19 protein-coding genes are annotated in these 25201 nt (G+C 60.7%); 10 read left to right on the top strand and 9 right to left on the bottom strand.

Features of this window, described 5'->3' with window-relative positions:
* From GZ093_RS13035 to GZ093_RS13025, 3 genes are all read left to right on the top strand, one after another.
* The coding region (locus GZ093_RS13035; protein WP_363260742.1) for an EAL domain-containing protein at positions 1 to 2940 on the top strand (2940 nt) is incomplete at its 5' end.
* 392 nt (positions 2941 to 3332) lie between these two features.
* Complete coding sequence (locus GZ093_RS13030; protein ID WP_296486542.1) at positions 3333 to 5483, top strand: HDOD domain-containing protein; 2151 nt, start codon at positions 3333 to 3335, stop codon at positions 5481 to 5483.
* Positions 5480 to 7717, top strand: coding sequence for an EAL domain-containing protein (locus GZ093_RS13025; protein WP_296486540.1), 2238 nt, complete (start codon positions 5480 to 5482; stop codon positions 7715 to 7717). Before GZ093_RS13030 ends, GZ093_RS13025 begins: the two co-directional genes overlap by 4 nt.
* A 78-nt stretch (positions 7718 to 7795) precedes the next feature.
* On the opposite strand, the gene GZ093_RS13020 is transcribed toward GZ093_RS13025, so the two are convergent.
* From GZ093_RS13020 to GZ093_RS12990, 7 genes are all read right to left on the bottom strand, one after another.
* Positions 7796 to 8212, bottom strand: a complete 417-nt coding sequence (locus GZ093_RS13020; RefSeq protein WP_296486538.1) for a hemerythrin family protein — start codon at positions 8210 to 8212, stop codon at positions 7796 to 7798.
* A 102-nt stretch (positions 8213 to 8314) separates the two neighbouring features.
* A complete protein-coding gene (locus tag GZ093_RS13015; protein WP_296486537.1) occupies positions 8315 to 9217 on the bottom strand; it encodes an SDR family oxidoreductase in 903 nt (300 codons plus the stop codon).
* 53 nt (positions 9218 to 9270) lie between these two features.
* Positions 9271 to 9765 (bottom strand): GNAT family N-acetyltransferase, encoded by a 495-nt coding sequence (locus GZ093_RS13010; protein ID WP_296486547.1) that lies wholly within the window; start codon positions 9763 to 9765, stop codon positions 9271 to 9273.
* Between the two features lie 62 nt (positions 9766 to 9827).
* Positions 9828 to 10769, bottom strand: coding sequence for a glutathione S-transferase family protein (locus GZ093_RS13005; RefSeq protein WP_296486536.1), 942 nt, complete (start codon positions 10767 to 10769; stop codon positions 9828 to 9830).
* Positions 10770 to 10783: 14 nt separating this feature from the next.
* A complete protein-coding gene (locus GZ093_RS13000) occupies positions 10784 to 11800 on the bottom strand; it encodes an NADP-dependent oxidoreductase (RefSeq protein ID WP_296486534.1) in 1017 nt (338 codons plus the stop codon).
* 97 nt (positions 11801 to 11897) lie between these two features.
* Positions 11898 to 12338, bottom strand: coding sequence for a PaaI family thioesterase (locus GZ093_RS12995; RefSeq protein ID WP_296486544.1), 441 nt, complete (start codon positions 12336 to 12338; stop codon positions 11898 to 11900).
* 90 nt (positions 12339 to 12428) lie between these two features.
* A complete protein-coding gene (locus tag GZ093_RS12990; protein ID WP_296486532.1) occupies positions 12429 to 13220 on the bottom strand; it encodes an SDR family oxidoreductase in 792 nt (263 codons plus the stop codon).
* 363 nt (positions 13221 to 13583) lie between these two features.
* Here GZ093_RS12990 and GZ093_RS12985 point away from each other — a divergent pair, with 363 nt between their 5' ends.
* The 5 genes from GZ093_RS12985 to GZ093_RS12965 all read left to right on the top strand — a co-directional run bounded on the left by GZ093_RS12985 (position 13584) and on the right by GZ093_RS12965 (position 19390).
* The gene (locus GZ093_RS12985) at positions 13584 to 14375 is read left to right on the top strand and encodes an alpha/beta hydrolase (protein WP_296486530.1); all 792 of its coding nucleotides are present in this window, start codon (positions 13584 to 13586) and stop codon (positions 14373 to 14375) included.
* A gap of 37 nt (positions 14376 to 14412) precedes the next feature.
* Complete coding sequence (locus tag GZ093_RS12980; protein WP_296486528.1) at positions 14413 to 16035, top strand: long-chain-fatty-acid--CoA ligase; 1623 nt, start codon at positions 14413 to 14415, stop codon at positions 16033 to 16035.
* A 375-nt stretch (positions 16036 to 16410) separates the two neighbouring features.
* Positions 16411 to 17742 (top strand): histidine kinase, encoded by a 1332-nt coding sequence (locus tag GZ093_RS12975; protein WP_296486526.1) that lies wholly within the window; start codon positions 16411 to 16413, stop codon positions 17740 to 17742.
* A 35-nt stretch (positions 17743 to 17777) separates the two neighbouring features.
* Positions 17778 to 18623 (top strand): LytTR family DNA-binding domain-containing protein, encoded by an 846-nt coding sequence (locus tag GZ093_RS12970; protein WP_296486543.1) that lies wholly within the window; start codon positions 17778 to 17780, stop codon positions 18621 to 18623.
* A gap of 170 nt (positions 18624 to 18793) precedes the next feature.
* Positions 18794 to 19390 (top strand): 3'-5' exonuclease, encoded by a 597-nt coding sequence (locus GZ093_RS12965; protein ID WP_296486524.1) that lies wholly within the window; start codon positions 18794 to 18796, stop codon positions 19388 to 19390.
* Positions 19391 to 19414: 24 nt separating this feature from the next.
* Here GZ093_RS12965 and pssA read toward each other — a convergent pair whose 3' ends face one another.
* Positions 19415 to 20026 (bottom strand): CDP-diacylglycerol--serine O-phosphatidyltransferase, encoded by a 612-nt coding sequence (gene pssA / locus GZ093_RS12960; RefSeq protein WP_296486522.1) that lies wholly within the window; start codon positions 20024 to 20026, stop codon positions 19415 to 19417.
* 84 nt (positions 20027 to 20110) lie between these two features.
* On the opposite strand from pssA, the gene GZ093_RS12955 reads away from it, so the two are divergent.
* Positions 20111 to 22789, top strand: a complete 2679-nt coding sequence (locus GZ093_RS12955) for a circularly permuted type 2 ATP-grasp protein (protein WP_296486520.1) — start codon at positions 20111 to 20113, stop codon at positions 22787 to 22789.
* A complete protein-coding gene (locus GZ093_RS12950) occupies positions 22786 to 23763 on the top strand; it encodes a transglutaminase family protein (protein ID WP_296486517.1) in 978 nt (325 codons plus the stop codon). The genes GZ093_RS12955 and GZ093_RS12950 overlap by 4 nt, the downstream gene beginning before the upstream one ends.
* 353 nt (positions 23764 to 24116) lie before the next feature.
* Here the strand turns inward: GZ093_RS12950 and GZ093_RS12945 are convergent.
* Positions 24117 to 25201, bottom strand: a 1085-nt coding sequence (locus GZ093_RS12945; protein ID WP_296486516.1) for an IS66 family transposase, incomplete at its 5' end; no start/stop codon positions are given.

Genomic DNA, 25201 nt, shown 5'->3' with positions numbered 1-25201 from the left:
TCAGACCCCTATTTAGAAGTCATATTTGACCCGCTTTTTGGGTCGGAAATCCCGCGCCTGTGTTACCCAAAAACGGCACTTTTTGAACCACGCCGGAAAACGCAATACCCGGTCACCGAGCCGCAACAGTTGCAGATTCGGGTGATCAAAGGGTCAGCGGCCGCGGCAGATCCCTCGCAGGCGCTGGGACAGTTGCGGGAGAGCTCGATCAGCCAATTCCACGACACGCAGCTTTCGGAAGCGCCCGTCTGGTTTTCTTTCATTGTGCCCAAAGAGGTTGCGTCCACGCCACTGATGGTCGAGTTTCCCTCGCGGCATGCCATGGACGTCGCGTGCTGGGATGCCAGCACGCTAAACCTGCTTGGCAGCGGCAGCCGCCAAGGCACCGCAGGCGGCATTTCTGCCGTCAAGGCGGGCTTTTCGCTTGAGCTCAGTCCAGCGCTCAGAGACGAGCAAGTCATTTGTCGCACCAGTGCCATCGGCCCAGCCCGTCTTTCCGCTCTGATTTGGCGAGCAAGTGATTTACAGACTTCTGCCCAGGAGTTTCACCGCAAGTCCGGCCTGCTGGATGGCGGGATCATCGTACTGGCCATTTTTATGATGATCGCGGCTTTGATCAATCGAAACGGCCTGTACGTCTTGTTCGCGGCTTGGCTCGTGGTCAATCTGAGAATGGGCGCCATGTCTGCCGGGTGGGACGCGCAATGGTTGGGCAACTCAGTACCGCAGGACTGGCTGCTGCGCATGCAATTAATCACAACCGCCGTGTATTACGTGCTAACCGTGGCCTTGTTCAAGACGCTATTTCGTGAAAACTTGACCAAAGTCGGAGCCTTGTGGCCGCTAGAAATTGTGCAATGGACATGCCCGCTCCTGCTGCTGCTATCGGCTGCGATGTCTTATCAGCTATTCCTGCCTCTTCTTTGGGCAGCGACAGGCCTGAGCATTGGCGTTCTGGTGTATTTCCTTGCGCGAATATTACAGAAAACCCGTTCCCCGGTGGCAATCTGGTACAGCGCTTCCATCGCGATCATTCTGGTTTCCAGTCTTTATGAGGTCCTTGCTGCGGCGCTGGGCATCAAAGGATTAATTGGATCGGTCAACAGCGTCACCGCCGCCTTGGCGTCAAGCCTGCTGGCCGCCTTGGCGATTGCCGAACAAATGCGACAGGACCACGTGCAGCGTCTGGAAGTGCAGGCCGAACTGGCGCACGCGTACGCGGCCATACCGATCGGCCTGTTCACCCTCGATCGGCGTGGCCGCTTCATGAGTGCCAACCCCGCCCTGCTCGCCATGCTGGGCCCCAATGTACTGGCCGATGAAGGCAGTGCCTGGCAGCGGTATTTCACTGCCGGCGCCTGGACCCAGTTGCATCAAATGGTGCACAACAAAGACGAAGTCGAGATGGAAATCAATGGTAAACCGCTGCCGGGTTTCAATGGCTCAAGACGCTTTCTCGTCAAGGCAACCCTCGCCCGCGACAAAATTGAAGGTTCCCTGCAGGACATCACCGAAAAGTCAAAAGCCACCGAGGATCTGTCTTTCCTGGCCAACCACGACCCGCTAACCAAGGTACTGAACCGGCGCGGTATCGAAACCGCGCTCAACGGCGCCCTCGCAAGACTGAACGAAGGCAACCCGCTGGCGCTGGCCTACCTTGACCTGGACCGCTTCAAGCTGATCAATGACCTGTTTGGCCACGGCGCTGGCGATGACGTATTGCAGCAGGTCTGCAAACGTGTGTCGAACCTGCTCGCGCGCGACCTTCAATTTGGCCGCGTGGGCGGCGATGAGTTCGTCATCGTCTTTCCTGACACGCCCATCGCACTGGCTGCAGTCATGTGCCAGGGCATCGTCGACAGCATTGGCAACCTGCCCTACCACGTTGGCGACAAGGCGTTCTATGTGCGAGGCTCCATCGGACTGGTCGAGATCAGTGTCGGCATGCAGTTCAACGACGCCATGTCCACGGCCGACCGCGCCTGTCGCCAAGCCAAGGCCGGCAGTGGCGGCCTGGAGGTGTACGAAAAAAATGCCCTTGCGTTCCAGCAACATGAGGCTGAACTCAAACTGATTGCGCTGCTTGCCACCAGCTCCGCCACCGACGGCCTGTATCTGGAAATGCAGCCCATCATGTCGCTCACAAAGCCACATGAATCGCTTAACTTTGAGGTCCTGCTTCGCATGCGCGATGTCGACGGCAATGTGGTCCCGACCGACCGGCTGATTGCAGCCGGCGAGAACAGTGGACGTATGGGCATGATTGACCGCTGGGTCTTGTCGACCACGCTGGCTTGGTTCAACACCAACTACGCGCAACTGAAACACACGAAATTCGTCTGCATTAATTTGAGCGGCGCGTCACTCAATGATGAGAAGTTCCTGCAGGATGTGTACGCCATGCTTGAACAAAACCTGCATCTGGTTGGGCAGTTGTGCCTTGAAATCACCGAAAGCGTGGCCCTGCACGATCTGGAAAATACCCGCCGATTCGTCAATAAAGTGCGCGGCTACGGCGCCAAGGTGGCGCTGGACGACTTCGGCGCCGGTTACACCTCGTTCTCGTACTTGAAGGAGTTCACGGCAGACCTGCTGAAGATCGATGGCAGCTTCATTGTCAACATGAACCAGCACCCCGCCAACATCGCTATTGTCGAAGCTATCGTTAGCCTCGCGAAAAACCTGGGCATGAAGGTGATTGCCGAGTGGGCTGAAGACAATGCCACGGTGCAGACCCTGGCCGAAATTGGGGTCGACTATGTGCAGGGGTTTGCCGTGTCACGATCCCAGCACCCTGACAAACTGCTCACAGCCGCGTCTTCGGCAAGCTTTGTTCAGGACCAGGCGCTGGCCCAATATATCTGCTTGATTGAAAAATCGAACCAAATGCTGCCGCAAGTGGATTTTTTTTCCGAATTGCCCTTCGTCAACATGCATTGAACCCGACTTGAAAGCAGCGATGTGGCGCTGGGCCCGACTTTCGACGGCGTAGCTCACTTCATGGCCTTGGCTGCAACGCCGTCTCTTGCGGGGCCACCCTAGTGACACCGCTCTGATTTTCATAGCCGTTGTTGCTGAGCATCAGTGCAGCAGAGCTGATGTGCCCTATAAGCACCACTTTTGTGCTGAGCTTGCAAGCACCGCTTTCACATTTTGTAACATGATGTTATATTGATTTATGGCTTATGTTTTTCGGCTTTCCGCTGAATGTTAAAGTGCAAATTCGGAGTCAAATAAATCTTGATGCCAAAAAAAGTGAACTGGGCTTGCTGTTTGGGGTGCAGTTTATGTCTTGACTGTCTACCGATTCATTGGCAATAACAACCGCAAAAATGTCCTCCAATAATCAGGATATCCGCAACCGGCTGCTGCTGGCCCGGTTGCCGTCGATGCCGCAGATACTCCTCAAGTTGATCGAACTGTGTCAAGCCGACGAAGCGGGCATGGCTGAACTGGCCAAATTGATCGCCAACGATGCGGGCATGACCGCCAAAGTGCTGAGCGTGGCCAATAGTGCTGCCTACCACCGCGGCGGCCGCAAAGTGGGACTGCTTCAAGCTCTGGGCGTACTGGGGTTGGACATGATCAAAACCCTGGTGATCAGCGAGTCGGTGTTCCAGACTTTCAATGGATTTCCCCACTCCGGCAGCACCGATTTGCGCAGCTTCTGGAAGCACTCCCTGAGCACCGCCGTCATGGCGCGAGAGATCGCAAAAAAAATAGACTACCCCCATACCGAAGAAGCCTATCTGGCTGGACTGTTGCACGATGTGGGGCGTTTGGCCTTACTGGCAGCGGCGCCCAATGAGTACGGCTTCAATTTTCTGGCGCGGGACGACGCCAGCCTGTGCGCGGTTGAACAGCACACGCTGCAGATTTCCCATGCTGACGCGGGGGCCTGGCTGATTGAACGCTGGAACCTTGACTCGTTCATGGCCGACAGCATCCTCTACCACCACGAATCCACGATACGCCTGGAGGCCACCCACCCCCTGATTCGCATCGTCCATCTGGCGCAACTACTGAGCAGCCATGACGGTGAACTCCCCCTTGCAGCCGACGCGGGCTCGCTGTGCAAAATCAGCACGGACGACCTGTTGATCATTTGCGATGGGGCTGCGGTCCAAGTGAAAAAGGCTGCCGAATACCTGGGCATTGATCTATCCGGCGTAGATGACTTGGTGGCGCCGCCAGCCCGCGCGCCTGCGGCGCCAGTGGTAGATCTGGCTCAGCAACGTCTGACGGAAGAAGTCCGCCACATGGCGCTGAGCGCCGAGCTTGGGCAGTCGTTCGCGCGCCAAAAAAGTGACACTCAATTGCTTGACGTCGTTCGGCAAAACGCGCGCATTCTTTTCAGTCTCGAAAATACGATCGTCTTCCTGATGAACGGCAGTGGCCAGGCCCTGGTGGGCGTTTCGTTTGGAGAGCAGCAGCAACGGCTGGCAGAGTTCTCCGTCGCCTTGTCTGGCGGCGGCGGCATGGCCGCTTCTGTCCTGCAAAGGCGAGTGGCTTTTCTTGAACGCAACGGCGCTCGGCAAGGCCTGGCAGAAGAGCAGTTGATGCGTATTTTCGATGCCGAATGCCTGGTTTGTGTACCCATTGCGAGCGGCTCGCGCTGCTTGGGCATGCTCGTGGGTGGCGTTGCGGCATGGCGGGTCGCCGACTTGAAGTCGCGTGAAAGATTTTTACAGTCTTTTGGCGCACAGGCGGCCACCGCGCTCGAAGCTTCTACCCGTGAGCGCGGCGAAATCGACCAGCGTATTGCCAGCTTGAAGGAAGACTATCGCGAAAGCTCCCGCAGAGTGGCACACGAGGTGAACAACCCACTGACGATCATCAAGAATTACCTTGGCGTGCTTGACGGCAAATTGACGCGCCAGGAACCGGTGGCCGATGAGTTACTGATTCTCAATGAAGAGATTGACCGGGTTGGCAACATCATGAGCGAATTTTCTGGGGCCGCTCCCAAAAAGCAGGCTGGAGCGACTGAAATCAACCATATCGTCAACGATCTGGTGCGTCTGTTTCGCGAAAGCAGATTCATGCCGCCCTCGGTCCAGATCGTCGCGCGGATGCCGGAGCAAGCCGCCGAGATCGACTGCTCGGCTGACATTCTCAAGCAGATTCTTGTGAATTTGCTCAAGAACGCCGTCGAGGCCATGCCCCGCGGCGGTCAAATCGAAGTCCACAACAAGGGCCGCGTGCAACGCGACGGGCGCGTGTTTTTCGAGTTGTGCATCAAGGACACCGGTCCCGGCATTCCGGCCGAGGTGCTGTCCAAGCTGTTCTCCCCAGTTCGCAGTTCCAAGGCGGGCCAGAACCGCGGCATCGGTTTGAGTATTGTCCACAGCCTGGTGAAAAAGCTCAACGGATTGATCAGCTGCCAGAGTACTGCAGCAGGGACAGCTTTTGAAATTCTCCTGCCCGCCCGTGATGCCGTGGCTCAGGGCGCTGCTGCGGCATCCGTCAAGGCGTTGGCATGAGGGCCGAAATCGACGTGCTGGCGGGTGGCGGCTTGCTGCAATCGGCGGCCAGTTTCGCAACCAGCGGCTGGTCGGTGCCCGCCCCGACGGAGGCGCCGGCCCAGGTGCTGCTGGTTGACGACGAACCGAGACTTCTTAGCAGCCTGAGTGAATTGCTCAAGGGCCGGGGCTTTGTCCTCACCAGTGCCGCCAGCGGTGCTCAGGCGGTCCAGCATCTGGGCCAACAGCCCTTTGACTTGGTGATTTTGGACCTGCGTCTGCCCGATATCAGCGGGCACGACATCATGGATTTCATGAACTCCCAGCAAGCCGATGCCAACGTCATAGTGACCAGTGGCGATCGCGGTATCGAAGCGGCAATTGGTGCGCTCAAACGCGGGGCTTACGATTACCTGCGCAAGCCCTACAGCCCGGAAGAACTCCTCAAGACGGTTGACAACGCCTTGAAGCAACGCCGCCTGCAGGCTGAAAATCGGCACATCACATGGCAACTTGAAAGCTCAGAGAGAAAATATCGCTATCTGGTCGACAGTTCACCCGACATCATCTACACCCTCGATCATGAAGGCCGCTTTACCTTTGTCAACGACAGGGTGCAGCCATTGTTGGGCTTCAGCCGCAGCGAACTGATCGGCCAGCATTATTCCGTGCTCATTCACGAAGACGACGTGCAGCGCGCAAATTATGTGTTCAACGAGGGCCGGGGCGACTATCGCTTGTCTCGCAACATCGAACTGCGACTCAAGTCGCGCCATGGCGACAGTGAAGTACGCACCTTCACCCATGAATTGATGACGATTTCGTTCATCGCCAGCGACAGCGCACCAGCAGCTGATTTGACCCGGCGCCAAGTGTTTGGCACGCACGGCGTGGCCCGCGACATCACCGATCGCAAGCGGGCTGACGAACTGATTACGTATCAGGCTTATCACGACATCCTGACAGATCTTCCGAACCGGGTGTTGTTCAAGGACCGGTTGGGCTTGGCGGTGCTGCAGGCCAAGCGAAATGACGCCAGCGTCGGGTTGTTGTTTATCGATCTTGATCGTTTCAAACTGGTTAACGACACGCTGGGTCACGCCATTGGCGACAAGTTGCTGCAACAGGCGGCAGTTCGCCTCAAAGCCTGCCTGCGCAGTGGCGACACACTGGCGCGACTGGGGGGCGATGAGTTTACGGCGGTCCTGCCAGAGTTGAGTGATCGGCAAGATGCCGTGTTGATTGCAGAAAAGTTTCTGGAGTGCCTGCGCCAACCGTTCCTGCTGGTTGGGCAATCGGTCCACATCTCGGCCAGTATCGGTATCGCCATCTACCCCACCGATGGGGAATCGACCGATGAGCTGATCAGAAACTCTGATATTGCGATGTACCACATGAAGGCCGAGGGCAAGAACGGCCACTCATTTTTTGACCATTCAATGCTCGATGCCTCGTATCAAAAGATCGCGCTTGAACACAGTTTGCGGTTGGCTCTGGCACGTGGCGAACTGGAGATGTACTACCAGCCACAAGTAGATGTCAAAACGCAAAAGATCATCGGAGCCGAGTCCTTGATGCGCTGGAACCATCCCGAGCGTGGCCTCCTGAGCGCTGGCGATTTCTTGCCATTTGCCGAGGAAAATGGTTTGATCATTCCCATCACGGACTGGATGCTGGAGGCCATCTGCCGTGACCTGCTGGACTGGAATGCGGCCGGCGGCGAATCTGTGCGGCTGTCGCTGAATCTGTCTCCCCAGTACCTTGATCGCGGCGACTTTTTTGACAAGCTCAGAAATGCGCTGGCTCACCACCAGATCAAGCCTTCGCAGATTGAAGTCGAAGTGACCGAGAACATCTGTATTCACAATCCACAGATTGCCATCGAGCAGCTCAACAAGCTCTGCCAACTCGGGGTCAGTGTGGCCATCGATGACTTTGGAACAGGGTATTCCTCCCTGTCCTATCTGCACCGGTTCCCGATTCATACGATCAAGATTGATCGCTCGTTTGTCCTGGAAATCCAGGACGACAATTCGAAATGCCCCGTGGTGCTTGCCATCATCTCAATCGCAAAGGGCTTGAATCTGAACCTGGTTGCGGAGGGCGTCGAAAACCCGGTTCAGGCACGCTATCTTGAAAATTCCGGGTGCAGCACCATGCAGGGCTACCTGTATCACAAGCCTTTGCCACAAGAAAAAATGCTTGAGTTGCTGCGCGACCAAACGACACTGCCGTCAAGCGGCGTTTTCAACTGAATCAACCCTTCGCTTGCTCCCAAAGCCCGTTTCAAGTCTGCAAAGGCCTGGCTTGGGTGCCGGCTGATGTCATCCGATCTAGCGTGGGTCGAAGCGGGGCGAGAATTTTTTCAGAAACGGCTTCATCAGCAAGTCCTCCTTGATGACGTGATTGATCAGCCAATCGCGCAAAAAAGAGCTGAAGTGCTCTGCTGCTGACGCTTCCCAGGCGTCACCAATTTCCTCCTTAATCTGTGTCAATGTCGTGATCAGCGCCTCATGCGAAATGTGCAGATGGGCCGCCTCGGGATAGCCCGCCGCCGTGGCGATCGTCTCCTCCCTGGAAAAATGCATCTTTGAATAGCGCTCCAGGTTGTCGAGCGCCGCCGCCAACGCCACCGGATTCTTGCTCTTCAAGCCCTGTTCCGCCAAATTAATGATGTCGATCAGATATTTGTGATCAGCGTCGATCAGATCATTGCCAACGCTTAATTGTTCTCGCCATTCCAGAGCCATCGAGCCCTCCCTTTGCTTGCGTTGCAGTTATAACCGACCACCAGTTTAACGACGCCTGATGACAGTCACTCGCACACGCCCCGGATGCTGGACGTCAGACTTTTAGGCGCGCAAGGCCTGCCTCAACTCCAACCCCAGCTCGGGCTTGAGCGCAAACGGGTCAGTGGGGTTGCGCCCGAGCATCACGTCTTCCATCCGGGTCTGCACCGAGGCCAGCGCTTTGGGGTGGCTGTAGATGTAGAACTGCCGGCTGGCCACAGCGTCAAACACTTTTTGCGCCACCTCGGCCGCACTGACCTTGCCCGAACCCACCGCCTTGTCGCTCATCGCCTGCCCGATCAACTGGCTGCGCGTGGCGCGCGCGCTGGGCGCATCTTGCGGGCGGTTGCGGTGGCTCTGGCTGATGCCGGTCGGCACAAAAAACGGGCACAAGACCGAGGCGCTGATTTGGTCGGTGACCAATGCCAGGTCCTGGTACAGCGTCTCGCTCATGCTCACCACCGCGTGCTTGCTGGCGCTGTAAACGCCCATGTTGGGCGCATTGAGCAGACCGGCCATGCTGGCGGTGTTGACGATGTGGCCGCGCCAGGTGAGGTCTTTTTTTGCCGCTGCCAGCATCATCGGCGTGAACACGCGCAAGCCGTGGGCGACGCCCATCAGGTTGACGCCGATCACCCACTCCCAGTCGGCCGCGCTGTTTTCCCAGATCAGGCCACCCGAGCCAACGCCCGCATTGTTGAACACCAGATGCGGCGCGCCAAAGCGCGCCAGCACCGCCTGGCCCAGGGCTTCAACCCGGTCGGCTTTGGACACATCCAGCTGAACCGCCAGCACCGGCGCACCCAGGGCCTGCAACTCGGCGCTGGCGCGGTCCAGCGCATCTTGCTGCACATCGGCCAGCACCAGGTTCATGCCGAGTTTGGCGCCAATGCGGGCGCATTCCAGGCCAAAGCCGGAACCCGCACCAGTGAGAACGGCCGTTTTGTTTTTGAAATCAGTGATCACGAGGCATCTCCAAAAAGATAAAAAAAAAGGGGTCAATCAGCGCCAGGGTGGCATCAGGGCGTGCGCAGCATTTCCAGATGCGCGATGCCGTCCTCCAGATAGGGCAGGCCCTGGTCGACAAAACCGTGGGATGCATAAAAGTCAGCTAAATGAGCCTGGGCGCCAATGCGGATCGGCTGCGCGCCCCACTGCGCGTGAACTGCCTCAATGGCGCGTGCCATCAGCGCGTGCCCCAAGCCGGTGCCGCGCGCAGCGGGCGCCGTCAGCACGCGGCCAATGCTGGCCTCGGCAAACTTGACCCCGGCGGGAAAGCAGCGCGCATAGGCCAGCAACTGCGGCTGCGGCGGCTTGGCAGAGCCGCTGGCTAACCCGGCATCGGACCCGGCCGCAAAGCCCAGCAAGTGCATCGCTTGCGCGTCAGCCCCGTCCAGGTCCTGAAAGACACAGTTTTGCTCGACCACGAACACCGCGCTGCGGAGTTGCAGCAGCGCGTACAGGTCGGCAATGCGCAGGTCGGCAAAGCACGTCCATTGCCAGTCCAGTGGCATGTGTCTGCTGCCGGCGACGCCACCACTGGCGCACGCCATGCCAGCCGAGGCGAACGTTTCGCTCATGCGGGCGCCGCGGCCTTGAGCACATAGCCAATGCGCGGAAAGTGCACCTGCACGGTACCGGCGCGCACATCGACCCGGCGCACGCTGTAATGGGTGCGGCTGGCCGCGATCAGCTCGCCTTCGGTCACATCGGTGCCAAAGCTCTCCGCCGCCACGGTCACGCGGCTGCCCAATGGAATGCCATGCTCGTCCTCAAAAATCGAGTCTTTCAGGCTGCTAGCCCCCGTCGATGCTGCGCAGACAGCTATTGATTCTGCAGCAGACGATTTCTCCATGCGACCGTGTCCGAGCGCCGCCATGCGGTCCATCCAGGCCAGCACGGCAGGGGTGGCGTCCAGAATGCCAGCCATCACCGGCACCACCTGGCGCGTGAACCACAAGGGGTGGTAGACGGCAAAGTCGGCCACGCAGGGCGCGTTACCGAGCAAGAAGTCCTGGCCGTCGAGCATGTTGGACAGGCGCCGCAGATACGACTTGTAAGCGGCGCTGGCGTCGCCCGGGCGCAGGCGCGTCATGCCCGCGCTCATGGCGGCCCGATCCAGGCCAAAGGCCTTGGCCGCCTCGGGCGGCACGCCGTTGAACAGCGCAGCAGCTCCTTTGGCTTGCAGGTTGTAAGCCATGGCGGCCCAGAACAGTGTGCTGTCGGCCCATTGCGCCAGCACCCGCGCCAGCCCCTTGTGCTGCGCCGGGTACAGCGTCGGCTCTGGCTGCAGGTGCTCCAGCACATCACAGATCAGGGTGGTGTCGCAGTACACGTCCGAGCCGATCTGCAAAAACGGCGTTCTGCGGTAGCCGCCGGTGAGCGCCAGCACGTCGGGTTTGGGCATGATCGACGGGATGATGACCGACTTCCAGGCCAGTTGTTTGTAGCCCAGCACGAGCCGGATTTTTTCCGAAAACGGCGAGGTGGGATAGTGGTGAAGGATGATGTCGGTCATGGCGGGCTTTCGGTTTAGATCAACTTGACCAGCTGTTTGCCAAAATTCTTGCCTTTGAGCAGCCCCAGAAAAGCTTCCGGAGCGGCCTCAAGGCCTTGCGCAATCGATTCCCGGGCTTTGAGTTGGCCCGTGGCCACCAGCGTGCCCAATTCCTTGAGCGCCTCGGGCCAGACTTCCATGTGTTCGCTCACAATGAAACCCTGCACCTTGAGCCGATTCGTCAGGATCAGCGCCGGGTAGCTCAAGGGCAGGGGCGCGCCGTCGTAGCCGGCAATCATGCCGCAGACCGCGATGCGGCCAAAGGCGTTCATGCGCTGAATCACGGCGTCAAGCACCATGCCGCCGACGTTTTCAAAATAGCCATCCACACCATCCGGGCAGGCGTCCTTGAGCGCTTGGGACAGCGAGGCCGCGTCCTTGTGCAGTTTGTAGTCGATGCAGGCGTCAAAGCCCAGTTCATCGACGGCGTATTTGCATTTGTCAGGGCCACCGGCAATGCCGACGGTGCGGCAGCCACGCGCTTTGCTCAAGGCCGCAAAGGCACTGCCGACCGCACCGGTGGCGGCACTGACCAACATGGTTTCACCGGCCTTGGGCTCGATGATCTTGACCAGGCCGTACCAGGCCGTGACGCCCGGCATGCCCACGGCGCCCAGGTAGGCGCTGAGCGGAATATGGGTGGTATCGACCTTGCGCAGCGCACCCAGCTGATTGGCGTCGACCACGCTGTACTGCTGCCAGCCGCCCATGCCGACGACCTTGTCACCGACGGCAAATTTTGGGTTTTTGGATGCCACCACCTCGCCCACCGTGCCGCCGAGCATGACTTGATTCAAGGCCTGAGGCGCCGTGTAGCTCTTGGTGTCGTTCATGCGGCCGCGCATGTAGGGGTCCAGACTCAGGAAATGATGCCGCACCAGCACCTGGCCGTCCTGCAGCGCGGGGGTTTCGTTGCTTATCAGTTTGAAGTTGCTGGTCACCGCTTCTGTGCTGGGGCGGCTGACGAGATGGATTTGCTGGTTCATGGGCATGGGATTACTCCTTCTGAAGTTACTATCAACTTGGTAGCTACTGATGTAGCAGCACTGGGGGCCAGAGCCCAATTTCTCATAAATATGAGGCGAAATATCAGTCAGTCGAAATGACGCCGGGCGACGCGTTCAAGTCGTGCGCGCTCTTGGGTCCCGTGGGCAGACGGCGCACAAACTTGAAGGTGCCGGTGGCGTGCGCGCACGCCCTGCCCTGTTCATCAAACACCGTGCCCTCGGTGAACGCCATGGTGGCGGTGCGGTGCATCAAGCGGCCTTTGGCGGTGAGCGCGCCGCGGGCCGGTTGCATGAAGCTGGTCTTCATCTCGATGGTGACCGCGCCCATGTCCTGCTGCACACTGCGCGCCGCCACCGCCATGGTCACATCGAGCAGCGTCATCAAAGCGCCGCCGTGCGTGACGTTGAAGGAATTGAGGTGCTCCGGGCGCGGCGTGTAGCCCAGCTCCGAGAAGCCGCCTTCATACAGCCGCAGCTCAAAACCCAGCAGTTCAACAAAGGGGATGGAAACGCCGAAATTCATCGCAGGCCGCGGCGCCGGGCCGCCCGAAGACGCGGCAGCCCCCTCGGGGGGCAGCGCAGTGCGCGTTGTGACAAGCGTGGGGGCCATGTTTTAGCCGCCGATCACCACACTGACGCCGCCATCCACCGCCAGCCACTGGCCGGTGATGTGCTTGCCGGCGTCGCTGGCGAACAGCAGGCACAGGCCCTTCAGGTCTTCGTCATCGCCCAGGCGCTTCAAGGGCGCACCAGCGGCGAGCTTCTCTTCGCCCAGCGCCGCCAGCGTGCCGGCGGTCATCTTGCTCGGGAAAAAACCGGGGCAGATGGCGTTGACGTTGATGTTGTGCTTGCCCCATTCAGCCGCCAGCGCGCGCGTGAAGTTGATGACGGCGCCTTTGGAGGTGTTGTAGGCGATGGTGGTCATCTCGGGCGGGTTGCCACCGAGCCCGGCGATGGAGGCAACGTTGATGATGCGCCCCGAGCGGCGCGCGATCATGCTCTTTTTGGCGATCACCTGGCTGAGCAGAAAGTAGCCGCGCACGTTCAGGTTCATCACCTTGTCCCAGGCCTCGATGGGATGGTCTTCCGCCGGCGAGCCCCAGGCCGCACCTGCGTTGTTGACCAAAATATCCACCTCGCCCATGCGATGCAGCGTCTCATTGGCCAGGTGGTGAATGTCGGCTTCCTTGGCGCAGTCAGCCGCGACCCAGCGCGCGTCAATGCCGGCGGCCTGCAGTTCGGCCGTGGCCTGCTCCAGCTCACTGGCTTTGCGCGCGCTGAGCATGATGCGCGCACCCGCCTCGCCCAGCGCGTGCGCCATTTGCAGGCCCAGGCCGCGCGAGCCGCCGGTAACCAGCGCGGTCTTGCCTTTAAGGTCGAAAAGTTGTTGGATGGTACGGGTCATGGGAGTCTCCTGTTTGTAGTATTTGAATAGCATCGTGCTTGCGCCGAAGCAGTTTGATCAGCTATTTTGCAGGAATTTACCCGATTAGCCCATGACGGCTGTCGCTCGGGCGATAGCGCTCGGTTGCAACGCAGTCTACCTGTCCATTCACAACCGGCTGACGGATCAAGACTGCCCCAGCCAGCTTGCGGTGCTGCCAGCAAGAAGGCTGGTGCAGCTGTCAAATTCAGTCTGAGCCTGCCCCGCTTCTTCCTTCCATTTCTCCGTTTAGTCGCGGACGTTACCGCAGCGGGTTGACCGCAAAATTGGGCTGTCTTAGCATGGCAAAGATACTACTTTCGAACAACAAAAAAAGGAGCATTCATGCCATTCGCCCAGGTCAACGGTCAACACATTTACTTCGAGGACAGCGGCGGTGTCGGGCCGGCCATTGTCTTTTCGCATGGCTTGCTGATGGACAGCAGCATGTTCGCACCGCAGGTGGCAGCACTCAAGTCGCGTTACCGCTGCATCGTATGGGACGAGCGCGGCCATGGCCAAACGGCCACCGGGGCCTGCGCGCCTTTCAGTTACTACGACTCGGCCGATGACCTGGCGGCCTTGCTGGCGCACTTGGGCATCAAACAGGCCGTTTTGGCCGGCATGTCGCAAGGCGGCTACCTATCGCTACGCTGCGCGTTGACCCATCCCGAGCTTGTTCGCGCGCTGATCTTGATCGACACCCAGGCGCTGCCGGAAGACCCGGCCAAAATGCCCCTTTACCAGGCCATGCTGCAGGACTGGGTTGCCAACGGTTTGTCGGAGCAGAGCGCCGCCACGATTGAAACCATCATCCTGGGCGAGCAATGGCCTGGCGCTGCGGTCTGGCGCGAAAAATGGAAAAAGACCGCGCCCGCGGACTTGCTGCAGAGTTTTCAGACCCTGGGCACGCGCGACGACATCAGCGACCGGATCGGGTGCATTGCCGTGCCCGCGCTGGTGATCCACGGCGACAACGACCGCGCGATTGAGCTCCCCCGCGCCAAGGCCATGGCGGACGCCCTGCCCAACGCCCAGATCGTCGTCGTGCCAGGCGCGGGGCATGCCTCCAACCTCACGCACGCGCCCATCGTCAATCCGGCCATCGAATCGTTTTTGGCAACCCTTAATTTCTAGTTCTTAGTTCTTAACTCTCAATCAGGAGACAGTCACCATGCTTCAACCCGGCCTCATGATGGACCGCCCGCTTCTTATTTCTGACGTGATCGAACACGGCGCGGCCCAGTTCGGCGATGTGGAGGTGGTCTCGCGTGAAACGCACGGTCCGCTGTTTCGCTACACCTATGCCCAGTGCGCCGCGCGCTCGCGCAAACTCGCCAATGCGCTCAAAGGGCTTGGATTAGAGCCGGGCAGCGCGGTCGGCTCGATCGCCTGGAACAACCATCGCCACCTGGAGGCCTACTTTGCGGTCTCCGGCAGCGGCATGGTGATGCACACCTGCAACCCGCGCCTGCAGGCGCAGCAGCTCATTTACATCATCAACCACGCCGAAGACGCGGTCATGCTGTTTGACGCTACCTTTGCGCCCCTGGTCAAAGGCATCGCCGCGCACTGCCCCAAGATCAAGGCCTGGGTTTGCCTGAGCGACGCGGCCAACATGGCGGCGGTTGAAGGCGTGAGCAATGTGCTGTGTTACGAGGAACTGATCGCCCCGCACAGCGAGCAGTTTGACTGGCCGCAGTTTGACGAACGCACCGGTGCCGCGCTGTGCTACACCTCGGGCACCACCGGCAACCCCAAGGGCGCGCTGTACTCGCACCGCTCGATCGTGCTCAACGCCATGTCAGGCTGCCTGCCGGGCATTTTGTCGCTCTCGCCCCGAGACACGGTGCTGCCGGTGGTGCCGATGTTTCACATCAATGCCTGGTGCATTCCCTACGCCGCGCCCATCGGCGGCTCGCGGCTGGTGTTGCCCGGCCCGCGCCTGGATGGCGCGAGCCTGTATGAACTGATGGAAACCGAGCGCGTGACCGTGAGCGCCGGTGTGCCCACCATCTGGCTCGGTCTGATGCAGCACGTCGAGCAGCACGGCCTGAAGTTTTCAAGCATGCGCCGCACGGCGGTGGGCGGCTCGGCCATGCCGGCGTCCTTGATTGCCAAATTTGTCGACGACTACGGCGTTGAGGTGCGCCACGGCTGGGGCATGACCGAGACCACCGCCGCCACCACCATGAGTTGCCTCACGCCCAGGGACCTGGAGCTGAGCCCGGAGCAGCAGCACGCAACCATAGCCCGCCAAGGCAAGTCGGTGTTTGGCGCCGAGCTCAAGATCGTCGATGAAGCCGGCGTCACCTTGCCGCGCGACGGTGTGTCGCAAGGCGAGTTGATGGTGCGCGGGCAGTGGATCGTGACCGGTTATTACAAAGGTGAGCGCTCGCCGCTGGTCGATGGCTGGTTCCCCACCGGCGACATTGCCACCATCGACGCCCATGGCGTCATGCAGATCCGCGACCGCGCCAAAGACGTCATCAAGACCGGCGGCGAGTGGATCAGCTCGATCGACCTCGAAAGCGCCGCCATGGGGCATCCGGCGGTGGCGATGGCAGCCGTCATCGGCGTCAAACACCCCAAGTGGGATGAGCGCCCACTGCTATTCATCGTGCGCAAGCCGGGCCAGACGGTGGAGCGCGAAGACATCCTGGCTTTTCTCACCGAGCGCGTCGCCAAGTGGTGGGTGCCCGATGAGGTCATCTTTGTGGAATCGCTGCCGGTCGGTGGCACCGGCAAGGTGCAAAAAGGTGATTTGCGCAAGCAATACGGCGGCGTCTTCAGTTAAGCCGTGGGAGGCGCGCGGGTGCGGGTGCCAAAACCCGCCCTGATTTACATTGAATCGGGCGCTAGCCCACGTCATTGCTGAACTATTAGCTATCGTAAAAATAGTCTTTTGATGCCAGTAGCAGCCAGCCATCAAAATGGCGTTTTTGCCATCGTCGCCGTGCGTTGCGCGCGACGCCGACTTTGAACCCACGCTGGTGGCGCCACCTAAGGCGCCCCGCCGTCGGTCGCCAGATGCGGCGATACTTGCCCCGACTGTCCCGACTTGATGCAGCCTGTCTTCTTTAGATGCAGCGCATCGCCCCGCTCTGGCCTTGGGGCCTTTCCTTTTCGTACAGTCGCGCCATTCAACACCACAAAGACATTGGAGCCCATCTTGAATGACGCAGTAACCTCTCCTGACAACAACAGCCGGTGGGCCCGCTTTTCCAGACGCTGCGTGCTGTCCTTTCACGTCTATGCGGGTTGGCTGGTCAGCATCAGCTGGAAGCGCTTTTTTATGCTGGCGCTGCTGTTGATCATTTCCATGGCGATCATTCATGACCTGCCGCCGTTCAGCTGGACCTATCTGGAAGCGGTGAACGACAGCGATAGCGCGCGTGACGCTGACGCGACGCCGTCCGGCGCGCCGGCCGGCAAGGCCAGTAACCACGGCAAGAAGGGGGTGGACATTTCGATTGATGAAAAGGGTGTGCGCATCACGCCGCGCCAAACCCAAAGCGCCACCGAGCCGGCCTTGCCCGCCTCGGCCGCCTCGGCTCCGGCCGCGACTGCTTCGGCAACGGAAACGGTGCTGGATGCGCCCGGGGTGACGATCAAGATGCCGCCCGGTGAAGACGCCGAAAGCTTCAAGGAACTCATTGCCGATATCCGGCGCGAGGTGCTGGACGAGCGGCAGGGCTCCTACGTCCAAGTTCGCAAGTATGGCGAACCGCTGATGCCGTTGACCCTGTGGTTCATCGTGATTTCCATGATCATCAAGGTCACTTACAAGGGCACGGTGCAGGCCGAGGCCAAGGCGGCGCAGGCCACTGAAGTGGCAGAAGCCGAGTCACTGAAACGCCAGGTGATCGAGGCCCGTATGGCGGCGATGCAGGCGCAGGTGGAGCCGCATTTTCTGTTCAACACCCTGGCCAGCATTGACCACCTGATCGAAACCGACCCGCCGCGTGCCAGCAAGATGCAGAAGAACCTGATCGCCTTGCTGCGCGCCACCATGCCCACCATGCGCGAAGCCAATGCACAGGCGACGCGGGACCTGGGGCGCGAGCTGGCGATGATTCGCCCCTACCTCGAGATATTGAAAGTGCGTATGGAAGACCGACTGCAGACCGATATACGCGTCAGCGACGGCCTGCTGTCGGCGGAGTTCCCGCCCATGATGCTGCAAAGCCTGGTGGAGAACGCCATCAAGCACGGGTTGGAGCCCAAGGCCGATGGCGGCCAATTGACCGTGGGCGCCGAGATCGTTCATGGCAAGCTGGCAGTCACGGTGGCCGACACCGGTCTGGGCTTTGGCAAGGCCGCAACAAACGGCACCGGCATTGGTTTGAGTAACATCCGGGAGCGCTTGGCGCTGCTCTATGGAAACAAGGCCAGCCTGCGCGTGACGGAGCCAAGCGGCGGGGGCACCTCGGTCACGATCACCGTGCCCTATGTGGCCCATACAGACGCGGCGATGGACGCGGGAGCCGCGCAATCCGCCTGAATTAGCGAATGACTGGTGTAACGCTGGAGCCCAAGATGGCACGTGCCCTGATTGCCGATGATGAACGTTTGATGCGCGACCAGCTGCGTGCCCGCCTGGCGGAAGTCTGGCCGGAGCTGGAGATCGTGGCCGAGGCCAGGAACGGTGAAGAAGCCGTGGCCCTGACCACGCAGCATCAGCCCGACATTGTGTTTCTCGACATCCGCATGCCGGTGCTCACCGGCGTCGACGCCGCACGCCAGATTGCCCAACTGCCCACCTACGAGGAAGCCGGTGGCTGGCCCGGCTGCGAGATTGTCTTCATCACCGCCTATGACCAGTACGCGGTACAGGCTTTTGAGCAGGGCGTCGTCGACTATGTGCTCAAGCCGGCCGAGCGCGAGCGCCTGCAGGTCACCATGGAGCGCATCAAGGCGCGCATGGCGGATCGCGCCCGCCCAAACGCCAACGGTCAGGACGGCGGCAACGATTCCACCACTCCGCTGCCCACCCACACCCCTGGCATGCAACAGCTGCTGCAGCGTCTGGCCGAACAAATCAGCCCCAAGGCCACCCCGAAGCTGCAGTGGATCCAGGCCACGGTGCGCCAGAGCATCCAGATGATCCCGGTGTCCGATGTGCTGTTCTTCATCTCGGATGAAAAATACACCCGGGTGCAGACCGCCACCTTGGAGGCGCTGATTCGCAAGCCGATCAAGGAACTGGTGGAAGAACTCGACATGAGCCAGTTCTGGCAAATCCACCGCTCCACCCTGATCAGCACCAAGGCGATTGCGGGCGTGAGCCGCGACGAGCGTGGTCGGCAATTGGTGAGCGTGCGCGGTCTCAGTGAAAAGCTGGAGGTCAGCCGCAGCTACGCGGGCTTGTTCAAGAGCATGTAGCCGGCGGCAGGCGGTGGCAGGCGGTGGCCATGCCCCAACGGAGTCACCTGAAATTTTGAACAAATCAGCCTCTAGCCCACGTATCTATTGACTATGTGGCTATCAAACCTGAAGTCAGCTGGGACCTGAGGGCAAAGCGTTAAGCTTGTGCCCCACCCCATCACACCGCCATGCAGACCCAACACACCACCCCCAGCAAAGAGCAGATCGCGCTGCTGCCCGAATTTGACCGTCTGGGGCCGAACCGCATCGCGCTCGTGAGCACGGCGGCACAAGCGTTGCAGGCGCACGCGGAACTCAGCCGCTCGGCCGTCTGGGGTTTTGATACCGAGTCCAAACCGACATTTTTCAAAGACCAGTTGTCCGAGGGGCCGCACATCGTGCAGCTGTCCACCGTCGACAAGGCCTGGGTGTTTCAGCTGCACGACCCCGAATGCCGCGCCGTGGTGGCGCAGCTGCTGGCATTGCCGGGCATCACCAAGGCCGGTTTTGGCCTGGGCGACGACCGCAAGCGCATCCAGAGCAAGCTGGGCGTGGACGTGGCGCAGATGCTGGAACTCAACATGGTATTTCGCCAGCGCGGCTACCGCAAGGACATGGGTGTCAAAGGTGCGGTGGCGGTGCTGTTCAAGCAGCGCTTCATCAAGTCAAAGAAAGCGACCACGTCGAACTGGGCTTTGCCCAGCCTGAGCCAGGCGCAACTGGTCTATGCCGCCAATGACGCCTACGCCGCCATTCGCGTGTTCCATGCGTTGGGTGGCATTTAGACCCCGCAGCTGCCCCGCGCCCGATCAGAATTTGGGAAACCGGATGCGACTGATCATCAAGGAACCCGAGAGCGCAAACAACAAGACCAGCGGGTGCAGCATGAAACCAGCTAACTTGACCTGGCCAAACCAAAGTGACGTGCCCAAAGCCCCTTGCATGGCGGCAACGAGCAGCACCAGCACCAGTAAGAGCGAGGTCGGAATCGGCGTTCCCTCAAAGTATTTCACTTTGTCTTGTCCTTGAGAAAGCGCCTCGGCCGTGACGTTGTAGCGCGCCAGGCGTGACACGCCGCACGCCACAAAGTAGGTCAGGACAATGCGGTCGTACAGGCCCTGCATGCCGCAGCCATAGGCAATCAGCGCTGGCGCGACACCAAAGGAGATGATGTCAGCGAGCGAATCAAGCTCGCGCCCCATCGGCGATGTCTTCTGGCGCCAGCGGGCAATGCGACCGTCCAGCACATCAAATACCATGGCGGCCACCACCAGCGCGCAGGCAAAGTAGATGTGCATGACCTCACTGGTTTGCAGGTAGGTCATCATGGAAAACATGGCGCCCATGCCACAGATGGCATTGCCCAGGGTGAACCAGTCGGCCAGATGAAATTCCCGAATCATTGAAAAAGTCTTATTCATAGTGCGTGTCCTCCTGGCCGGCAGGTTACTCCACTTTTTTGAAAAGCTGCCGGACCTCAAACGCTGCGCTGGCATACTCTCTGCGTGACAGCCGCAACCCCCTCGCCACTGGCCACCCCGGCTCCCAAGAGGCCTGACGCACAGGCCGTGGCCCTGGCGTGCGTGGCGGCGGCTGGCCATTTCGACGAACTGCGCGGTGCCACCGCCCCCCGCCCTGCGGCAACCGACGCTGAGGCGGCCGCTTCATACGCCGATCAAGACCAATTGACACCGGCATGGGGTCAGTTCTTTGAGTATTTATCAGGCCAGGCTGCGGCGGACCTGACCCAGCGCGCCGGCAGTCTGGCGCGCCAGGTGCGCGACGATGGCGTCACCGACAAGGTGTGTGCCGACGAAGACGCAGCGCAGCACTCCTGGGCGCTGAACCTGTTTCCGCTGCTGATTGAGCCGGGCAGCTGGCAGCAGATTGAAGAGGGCGTGCGGCAGCGGATGCGGCTGCTCGAGCGTCTCATGGCCGATGTCTACGGGCCGCAGCAGTCGCTGATGCAAGGCTGGCTTCCGCCGGCGCTGGTGCAGGGGCACCCGGGCTACCTGCGTGCCATGCACGGCGTCAAACCGGTCGGCGGCAGGCATTTGCACATGGCGGCCTTCGACCTGGCGCGCGGTCCGGATGGCAATTGGTGGCTGGTAGGTCAGCATTGTCAGGCACCATCGGGTTTGGGCTGTTTGCTCGAAAACCGGCTGGCCATTGCCAGCCAGTTTCCCGAGGCGTTTGCGGCCCTGCGCGTGCAAGGTCTGGCCGAGACTTACCGCGCCCTGATGGACAGCCTGAAAATGATGAGCCCGGCCGGGCCGGATGCGCACCTCGCCTTGCTCACCCCCGGCCCCTACAACGAAACCTATTTTGAACAGGCCTACCTGGCGCGCTACCTGGGCTTGAGCCTGGTGGAAGGCAGCGACTTGGTCGTGCGCGACGAGCGGCTTTACCTCAAGACCCTCAAAGGCCTGGTGCCGGTGCATGGCCTGTTGAATCGGGTGAATGATGAGTATTTGGACCCGCTGGAGCTGCGCGCTGACTCCACCCTGGGCGTGCCGGGTTTGTTGCAGGCGATCCGCGCCGGCCATGTGCTGGTGGCCAATGCGCCGGGCTCGGCTTTTCTGGAGTCACCCGCCCTGCTCGGCTTCTTGCCGGCGCTGTCGCGCCATTTGCTGGGCGAAGAGCTGCAATTGCCGGCCTTGCCGACCTGGTGGTGTGGCGAGCGCTCGGCCCTGGAAGACGCCCTGCCCCGCCTGCGTGAGAGTGCTATCAAGGCCACCTACCCCGGCTCGCCCGTTCATCACAGTTTTGACGCCGTCTTGGGGCGGGCCCTAGCAGCGCGCGAACTCGACGAATGGGCCGGGCGCATCGTGCGCCAAGGCGAAGAGCACACCGTCCAGGCCGATCTGCCCTTGTCGCAAATGCCGACCTGGCAGAGCTCGGTACCGGCCAACGGCGCCAACACGGCGGGCGCTGCCGATGAAGCGGCGGGTCAGGTGCTGCCGCGCTCGGTCATGCTGCGGGTGTTTGTGGTGTCAAGCGGCCTGCAGTCCTGGCGCGTGCTGCCCGGCGGACTGGCGCGAGTGGCAGGTAGCACGGCAGATGTGGCCGCCATGCAGCGCGGGGGCAGCAGCGCCGACGTCTGGGCTCTGACGCGCGGCGACGTTGATCCAACAGCGCCGCTGCAGCCGCCCATGACAGCGGCCTCGCTGGCGCAGCCCAAGCGGCTGGTCACCCGTCGCGCGGCAGAGAATCTTTTTTGGTTGGGCCGCTACACCGAGCGGACCGAAAACGCGCTGCGGCTGGCCAGCCTGACGTTGGAATGCCTCAACGGCGAGGATCAGTCGTCGCCGGCCTTGCTGGCCTGGCTGGGCGAGATGGCACTGGCCAACACGCTGGTGCTGCCGAGCGTGTCTTCGGCGCTGCAGGAGCGTCGCGTTTTTGAGCGTTCGTTGATCGCCAGTCTGGCCAGCTCAGACGGTGCCACCAGTGTCGGCTACTACCTGCGGGCTCTGAAAATGGCCGCCTCTGGCGTGCGTGAACGGCTGTCGCAAGCGCATTGGCGCGTCATTGTCCAGGCTGAGGAAGCGCTGTCTGCCGGCTGTGCAAAGCACACCGGCCAAGGCGATTTTTCGTCGCAGGCGGCGCTGCGCCTGCTCACGGATACCGGTGACCACCTCACCGCCATCACCAGCGCCCAGCTTGAGTGCATGACGCGCGATGACGGCTGGCGCTTGCTCAGCATTGGCCAACTTATTGAGCGCCTGGGCTTCTTGGCAGCGACCCTGGCACGCGGCTTTGAGACCGGCAGCGTGCATACCGACGCGGGTGTTGAAGCCATGACAGCGCTATTTGACGGCGCCATCGCCTCTCACGCGCAGCATCGGCAAAGCCGCGACATCGCCGACCTGTTGAACCTGCTGGTGCTTGGCCCCGACAAGCCGCGTTCGCTGGCTTGGGTCACCCACACGCTGCGCGAGCGTCTGTCTGAACTAGCCGACAGTGCGCCCGGTCAAATCGGCGCCTTGTTATTGCGCATACCCGACCCGCAAACGTGGAAACTGGCGCCACTGTGCCAAACCCGGCCCTCGGGTTCAAACGGCTATTTCTTTGAACTGAACGATTTGCTGCTGCAGTGCTCGCGCGCTGCCATTGAGGTATCGGATGCCATTCAAGGCAACTATTTCACGCATTCGGGCGCTCTCAACCAGAGCGTGACCACATGAAACTTCGCGTGACCCACGAAACCCGCTATGACTACGCGCCAGCAGTCCAGACCGCGCAGCACATGGCCTATCTGCAACCGCTGAACGGACGCGGTCAAAGGCTGCTGCAATACTCGCTGCAAATCGACCCGCTACCGTCCCAGAACCGCCAGACACAAGACGTATTTGGCAACACCCGTTGTTATTTCTCGCTGCAGACGCCGCACACGGTCCTCACCGTGGTGGCACGCAGCGTCGTCGTGACGGTCGATTCTTCACAACCTGCAAGCAGCATCGGTTGGGAACAAACCCGGGAGTTATTCCGGTACCGCTCTGGCGTGCGCTTTGACGCCGCGACTGAATTTGTCTTTGCGTCCCCTCTTGTGCCCAGACACAGCGAATTTGCGGCCTATGCGCGGCCCAGTTTCGCGCCCGACGCCGGCGTATTGGCGGCAGCGCAGGACTTGATGCAGCGCATCCACAGGGACTTCACCTACGAGAGCGAGAGCACCCAGATCAACACGCCGGCACTGCAAGCGCTGGCGCAGCGCAAAGGCGTGTGCCAGGATTTTGCCCACATCATGATTGCCTGCCTGCGGGCCATGGGCGTCCCGGCGCGCTATGTCAGCGGCTATTTGCTCACCCTGCCTCCACCCGGCAGCGTCAAACTCCAGGGCAGCGATGCATCACACGCCTGGGTGTCCGTGTATGTGCCCGACCTGCCTGCCGGTGCGCGCTGGTGCGATCTGGACCCCACCAATAACCGTAGCGGCTGGCACTCGCCCGGCGCAGACTATGTCACGCTGGCGCTGGGACGCGACTTCTCCGACGTGTCCCCGATTCGCGGCGTCATCCACGGCGGTGCCGACCACACGTTGTCCGTGGGTGTCACCGTGGAATCTGTCGCCAGCGACGATCAGGCCAGCCAGGCAAGCGGCCCGGCCAACAATGAGGAACAAGCCCCATCGCCAGGCCAGAGTCAGTCACCAAGCTAGGCCGATATGAATTTGATAGCTAATCGCGCTTGATATTCGGCGGCCAAAGGCGTCATTTCTTCAGCAGGTCTGCGTTTTCCTGACCCATATTCAGCGACATCCGCGCCGCGGCTCGCGCGATGAGAATTCTTCAAGATAGCGGTTCAGGGCTACCGGCGTAAGCGTCTAGCCGTGGCATATTGATTTGATTCCGCTACTTGCCGACCATCGCGGTCATGACGGACAAGTTGTCGATGATCTGCAGTGTGCTGGCGGGCCAATTGGTCCGCTGGATGCGCGCCATCATCTTCAGCACCAAAGTTGGCGCGAGCTCAATCGCTTCGTCAATCCGAGCCGCTGGCCTAGCCTGGTTCTCAGCCGGCGCTCTGCCATTTATGAGGAAGCAACTCCTCGATTCGGCTGTTGAGTTGCGTCGGCAGCCGGGTGAGCACATCCTTGAGGTAGGCAAATGGGTCGTGCCCATAGAGCTTGGCCGACTGCAGCAGGCTCATCACGACAGCCGCGCGCTCGCCGGCCAGTTCGCTGCCGATGAACAACCAATTTTTTCGACCAAGAGCCCAGGTCCGCATCTGGTTCTCGATGTGGTTGTTGTCGATCGGCACAGCACCGTCATGCAGGAAACGCGAGAGCGCCTGCCAGTGGTTCAGGCTGTAGTCAATGGCCTTGGCAATCGCGCTGCCGTCGGGCACACGTGTGCGCTCAAGCTGCAGCCAGGCATGCAGTTCTTCCCACAGCGGTTTGCTTCGCTCTTGGCGCATCTGCAGGCGCTGCTCACCGTTCATTGCTCTGGCGTCGGCCTCAATCCGGTACAGCCAGGCGATACGCCCGATCGCCTGCGCGGCCACGGCACTGGCATTGGCCTTGAACAGTTCGTCGAACTTCCTCCTGGCATGAGCCAGGCAGTTCGCAGTAAGCCGCCCCTCAAAGGACATCGTCGCGTCGTAGCCAGCGTAGGCGTCCACTACCAAGGTCCCCGTCCAGCCTTTGAGGAACTCGTGCGGGTACTTGCCCCCACGCCCGGCGCAGAAGTCGTAGACCACCCCGGGCTGCTCTTCGAACACCCCTTTGGCGTAGGCCCACATATAGGCCTTTTTGGTCTTGCCTGCGCCGGGGTCCAGCAGTCCGATGGGCGTCTCGTCGGCGTGAACCACACCAGATCTGAGCACGAATTGCCGGTGCGCCTCATACAGGGGCAGCAACTGTGCCCCGGTCTGACCGCTCCAGGCCGCCAGCGTCGAGCGCGGCGTGTGCACTCCAGAGCGCGCGTTGATCTGCTCTTGCCGGTAGTACGGCAGGTGATCAACAAACCGGCTGATCACGGTGTGGGCCTGCAAGCCCGGCGTTGGCAACGCGTTGTCAAAGACTTGGGGCGCGGCGGGCTCCTGCACCATCAACTGGCAGCAGCTGCAAGCCCACTTGCCGCGAATCTGGCGCTGCA

Origin of the sequence: Rhodoferax sp. (assembly GCF_010365055.1) — a bacterium.
In the GTDB taxonomy this organism is placed as follows: domain Bacteria; phylum Pseudomonadota; class Gammaproteobacteria; order Burkholderiales; family Burkholderiaceae_C; genus Rhodoferax.
This window is presented reverse-complemented; position numbering and strand designations above follow the sequence as displayed.

Coding starts and splice junctions, on each gene's coding strand:
- GZ093_RS13030 (WP_296486542.1), top strand. CDS start 3,333: ATGTCCTCCAATAATCAGGATATCCGCAACCGGCTGCTGCTGGCCCGG.
- GZ093_RS13025 (WP_296486540.1), top strand. CDS start 5,480: ATGAGGGCCGAAATCGACGTGCTGGCGGGTGGCGGCTTGCTGCAATCG.
- GZ093_RS13020 (WP_296486538.1), bottom strand. CDS start 8,212: ATGGCTCTGGAATGGCGAGAACAATTAAGCGTTGGCAATGATCTGATC.
- GZ093_RS13010 (WP_296486547.1), bottom strand. CDS start 9,765: ATGCCACTGGACTGGCAATGGACGTGCTTTGCCGACCTGCGCATTGCC.
- GZ093_RS13005 (WP_296486536.1), bottom strand. CDS start 10,769: ATGACCGACATCATCCTTCACCACTATCCCACCTCGCCGTTTTCGGAA.
- GZ093_RS13000 (WP_296486534.1), bottom strand. CDS start 11,800: ATGCCCATGAACCAGCAAATCCATCTCGTCAGCCGCCCCAGCACAGAA.
- GZ093_RS12995 (WP_296486544.1), bottom strand. CDS start 12,338: ATGAATTTCGGCGTTTCCATCCCCTTTGTTGAACTGCTGGGTTTTGAG.
- GZ093_RS12990 (WP_296486532.1), bottom strand. CDS start 13,220: ATGACCCGTACCATCCAACAACTTTTCGACCTTAAAGGCAAGACCGCG.
- GZ093_RS12985 (WP_296486530.1), top strand. CDS start 13,584: ATGCCATTCGCCCAGGTCAACGGTCAACACATTTACTTCGAGGACAGC.
- GZ093_RS12980 (WP_296486528.1), top strand. CDS start 14,413: ATGCTTCAACCCGGCCTCATGATGGACCGCCCGCTTCTTATTTCTGAC.
- GZ093_RS12970 (WP_296486543.1), top strand. CDS start 17,778: ATGGCACGTGCCCTGATTGCCGATGATGAACGTTTGATGCGCGACCAG.
- GZ093_RS12965 (WP_296486524.1), top strand. CDS start 18,794: ATGCAGACCCAACACACCACCCCCAGCAAAGAGCAGATCGCGCTGCTG.
- pssA (WP_296486522.1), bottom strand. CDS start 20,026: ATGAATAAGACTTTTTCAATGATTCGGGAATTTCATCTGGCCGACTGG.
- GZ093_RS12950 (WP_296486517.1), top strand. CDS start 22,786: ATGAAACTTCGCGTGACCCACGAAACCCGCTATGACTACGCGCCAGCA.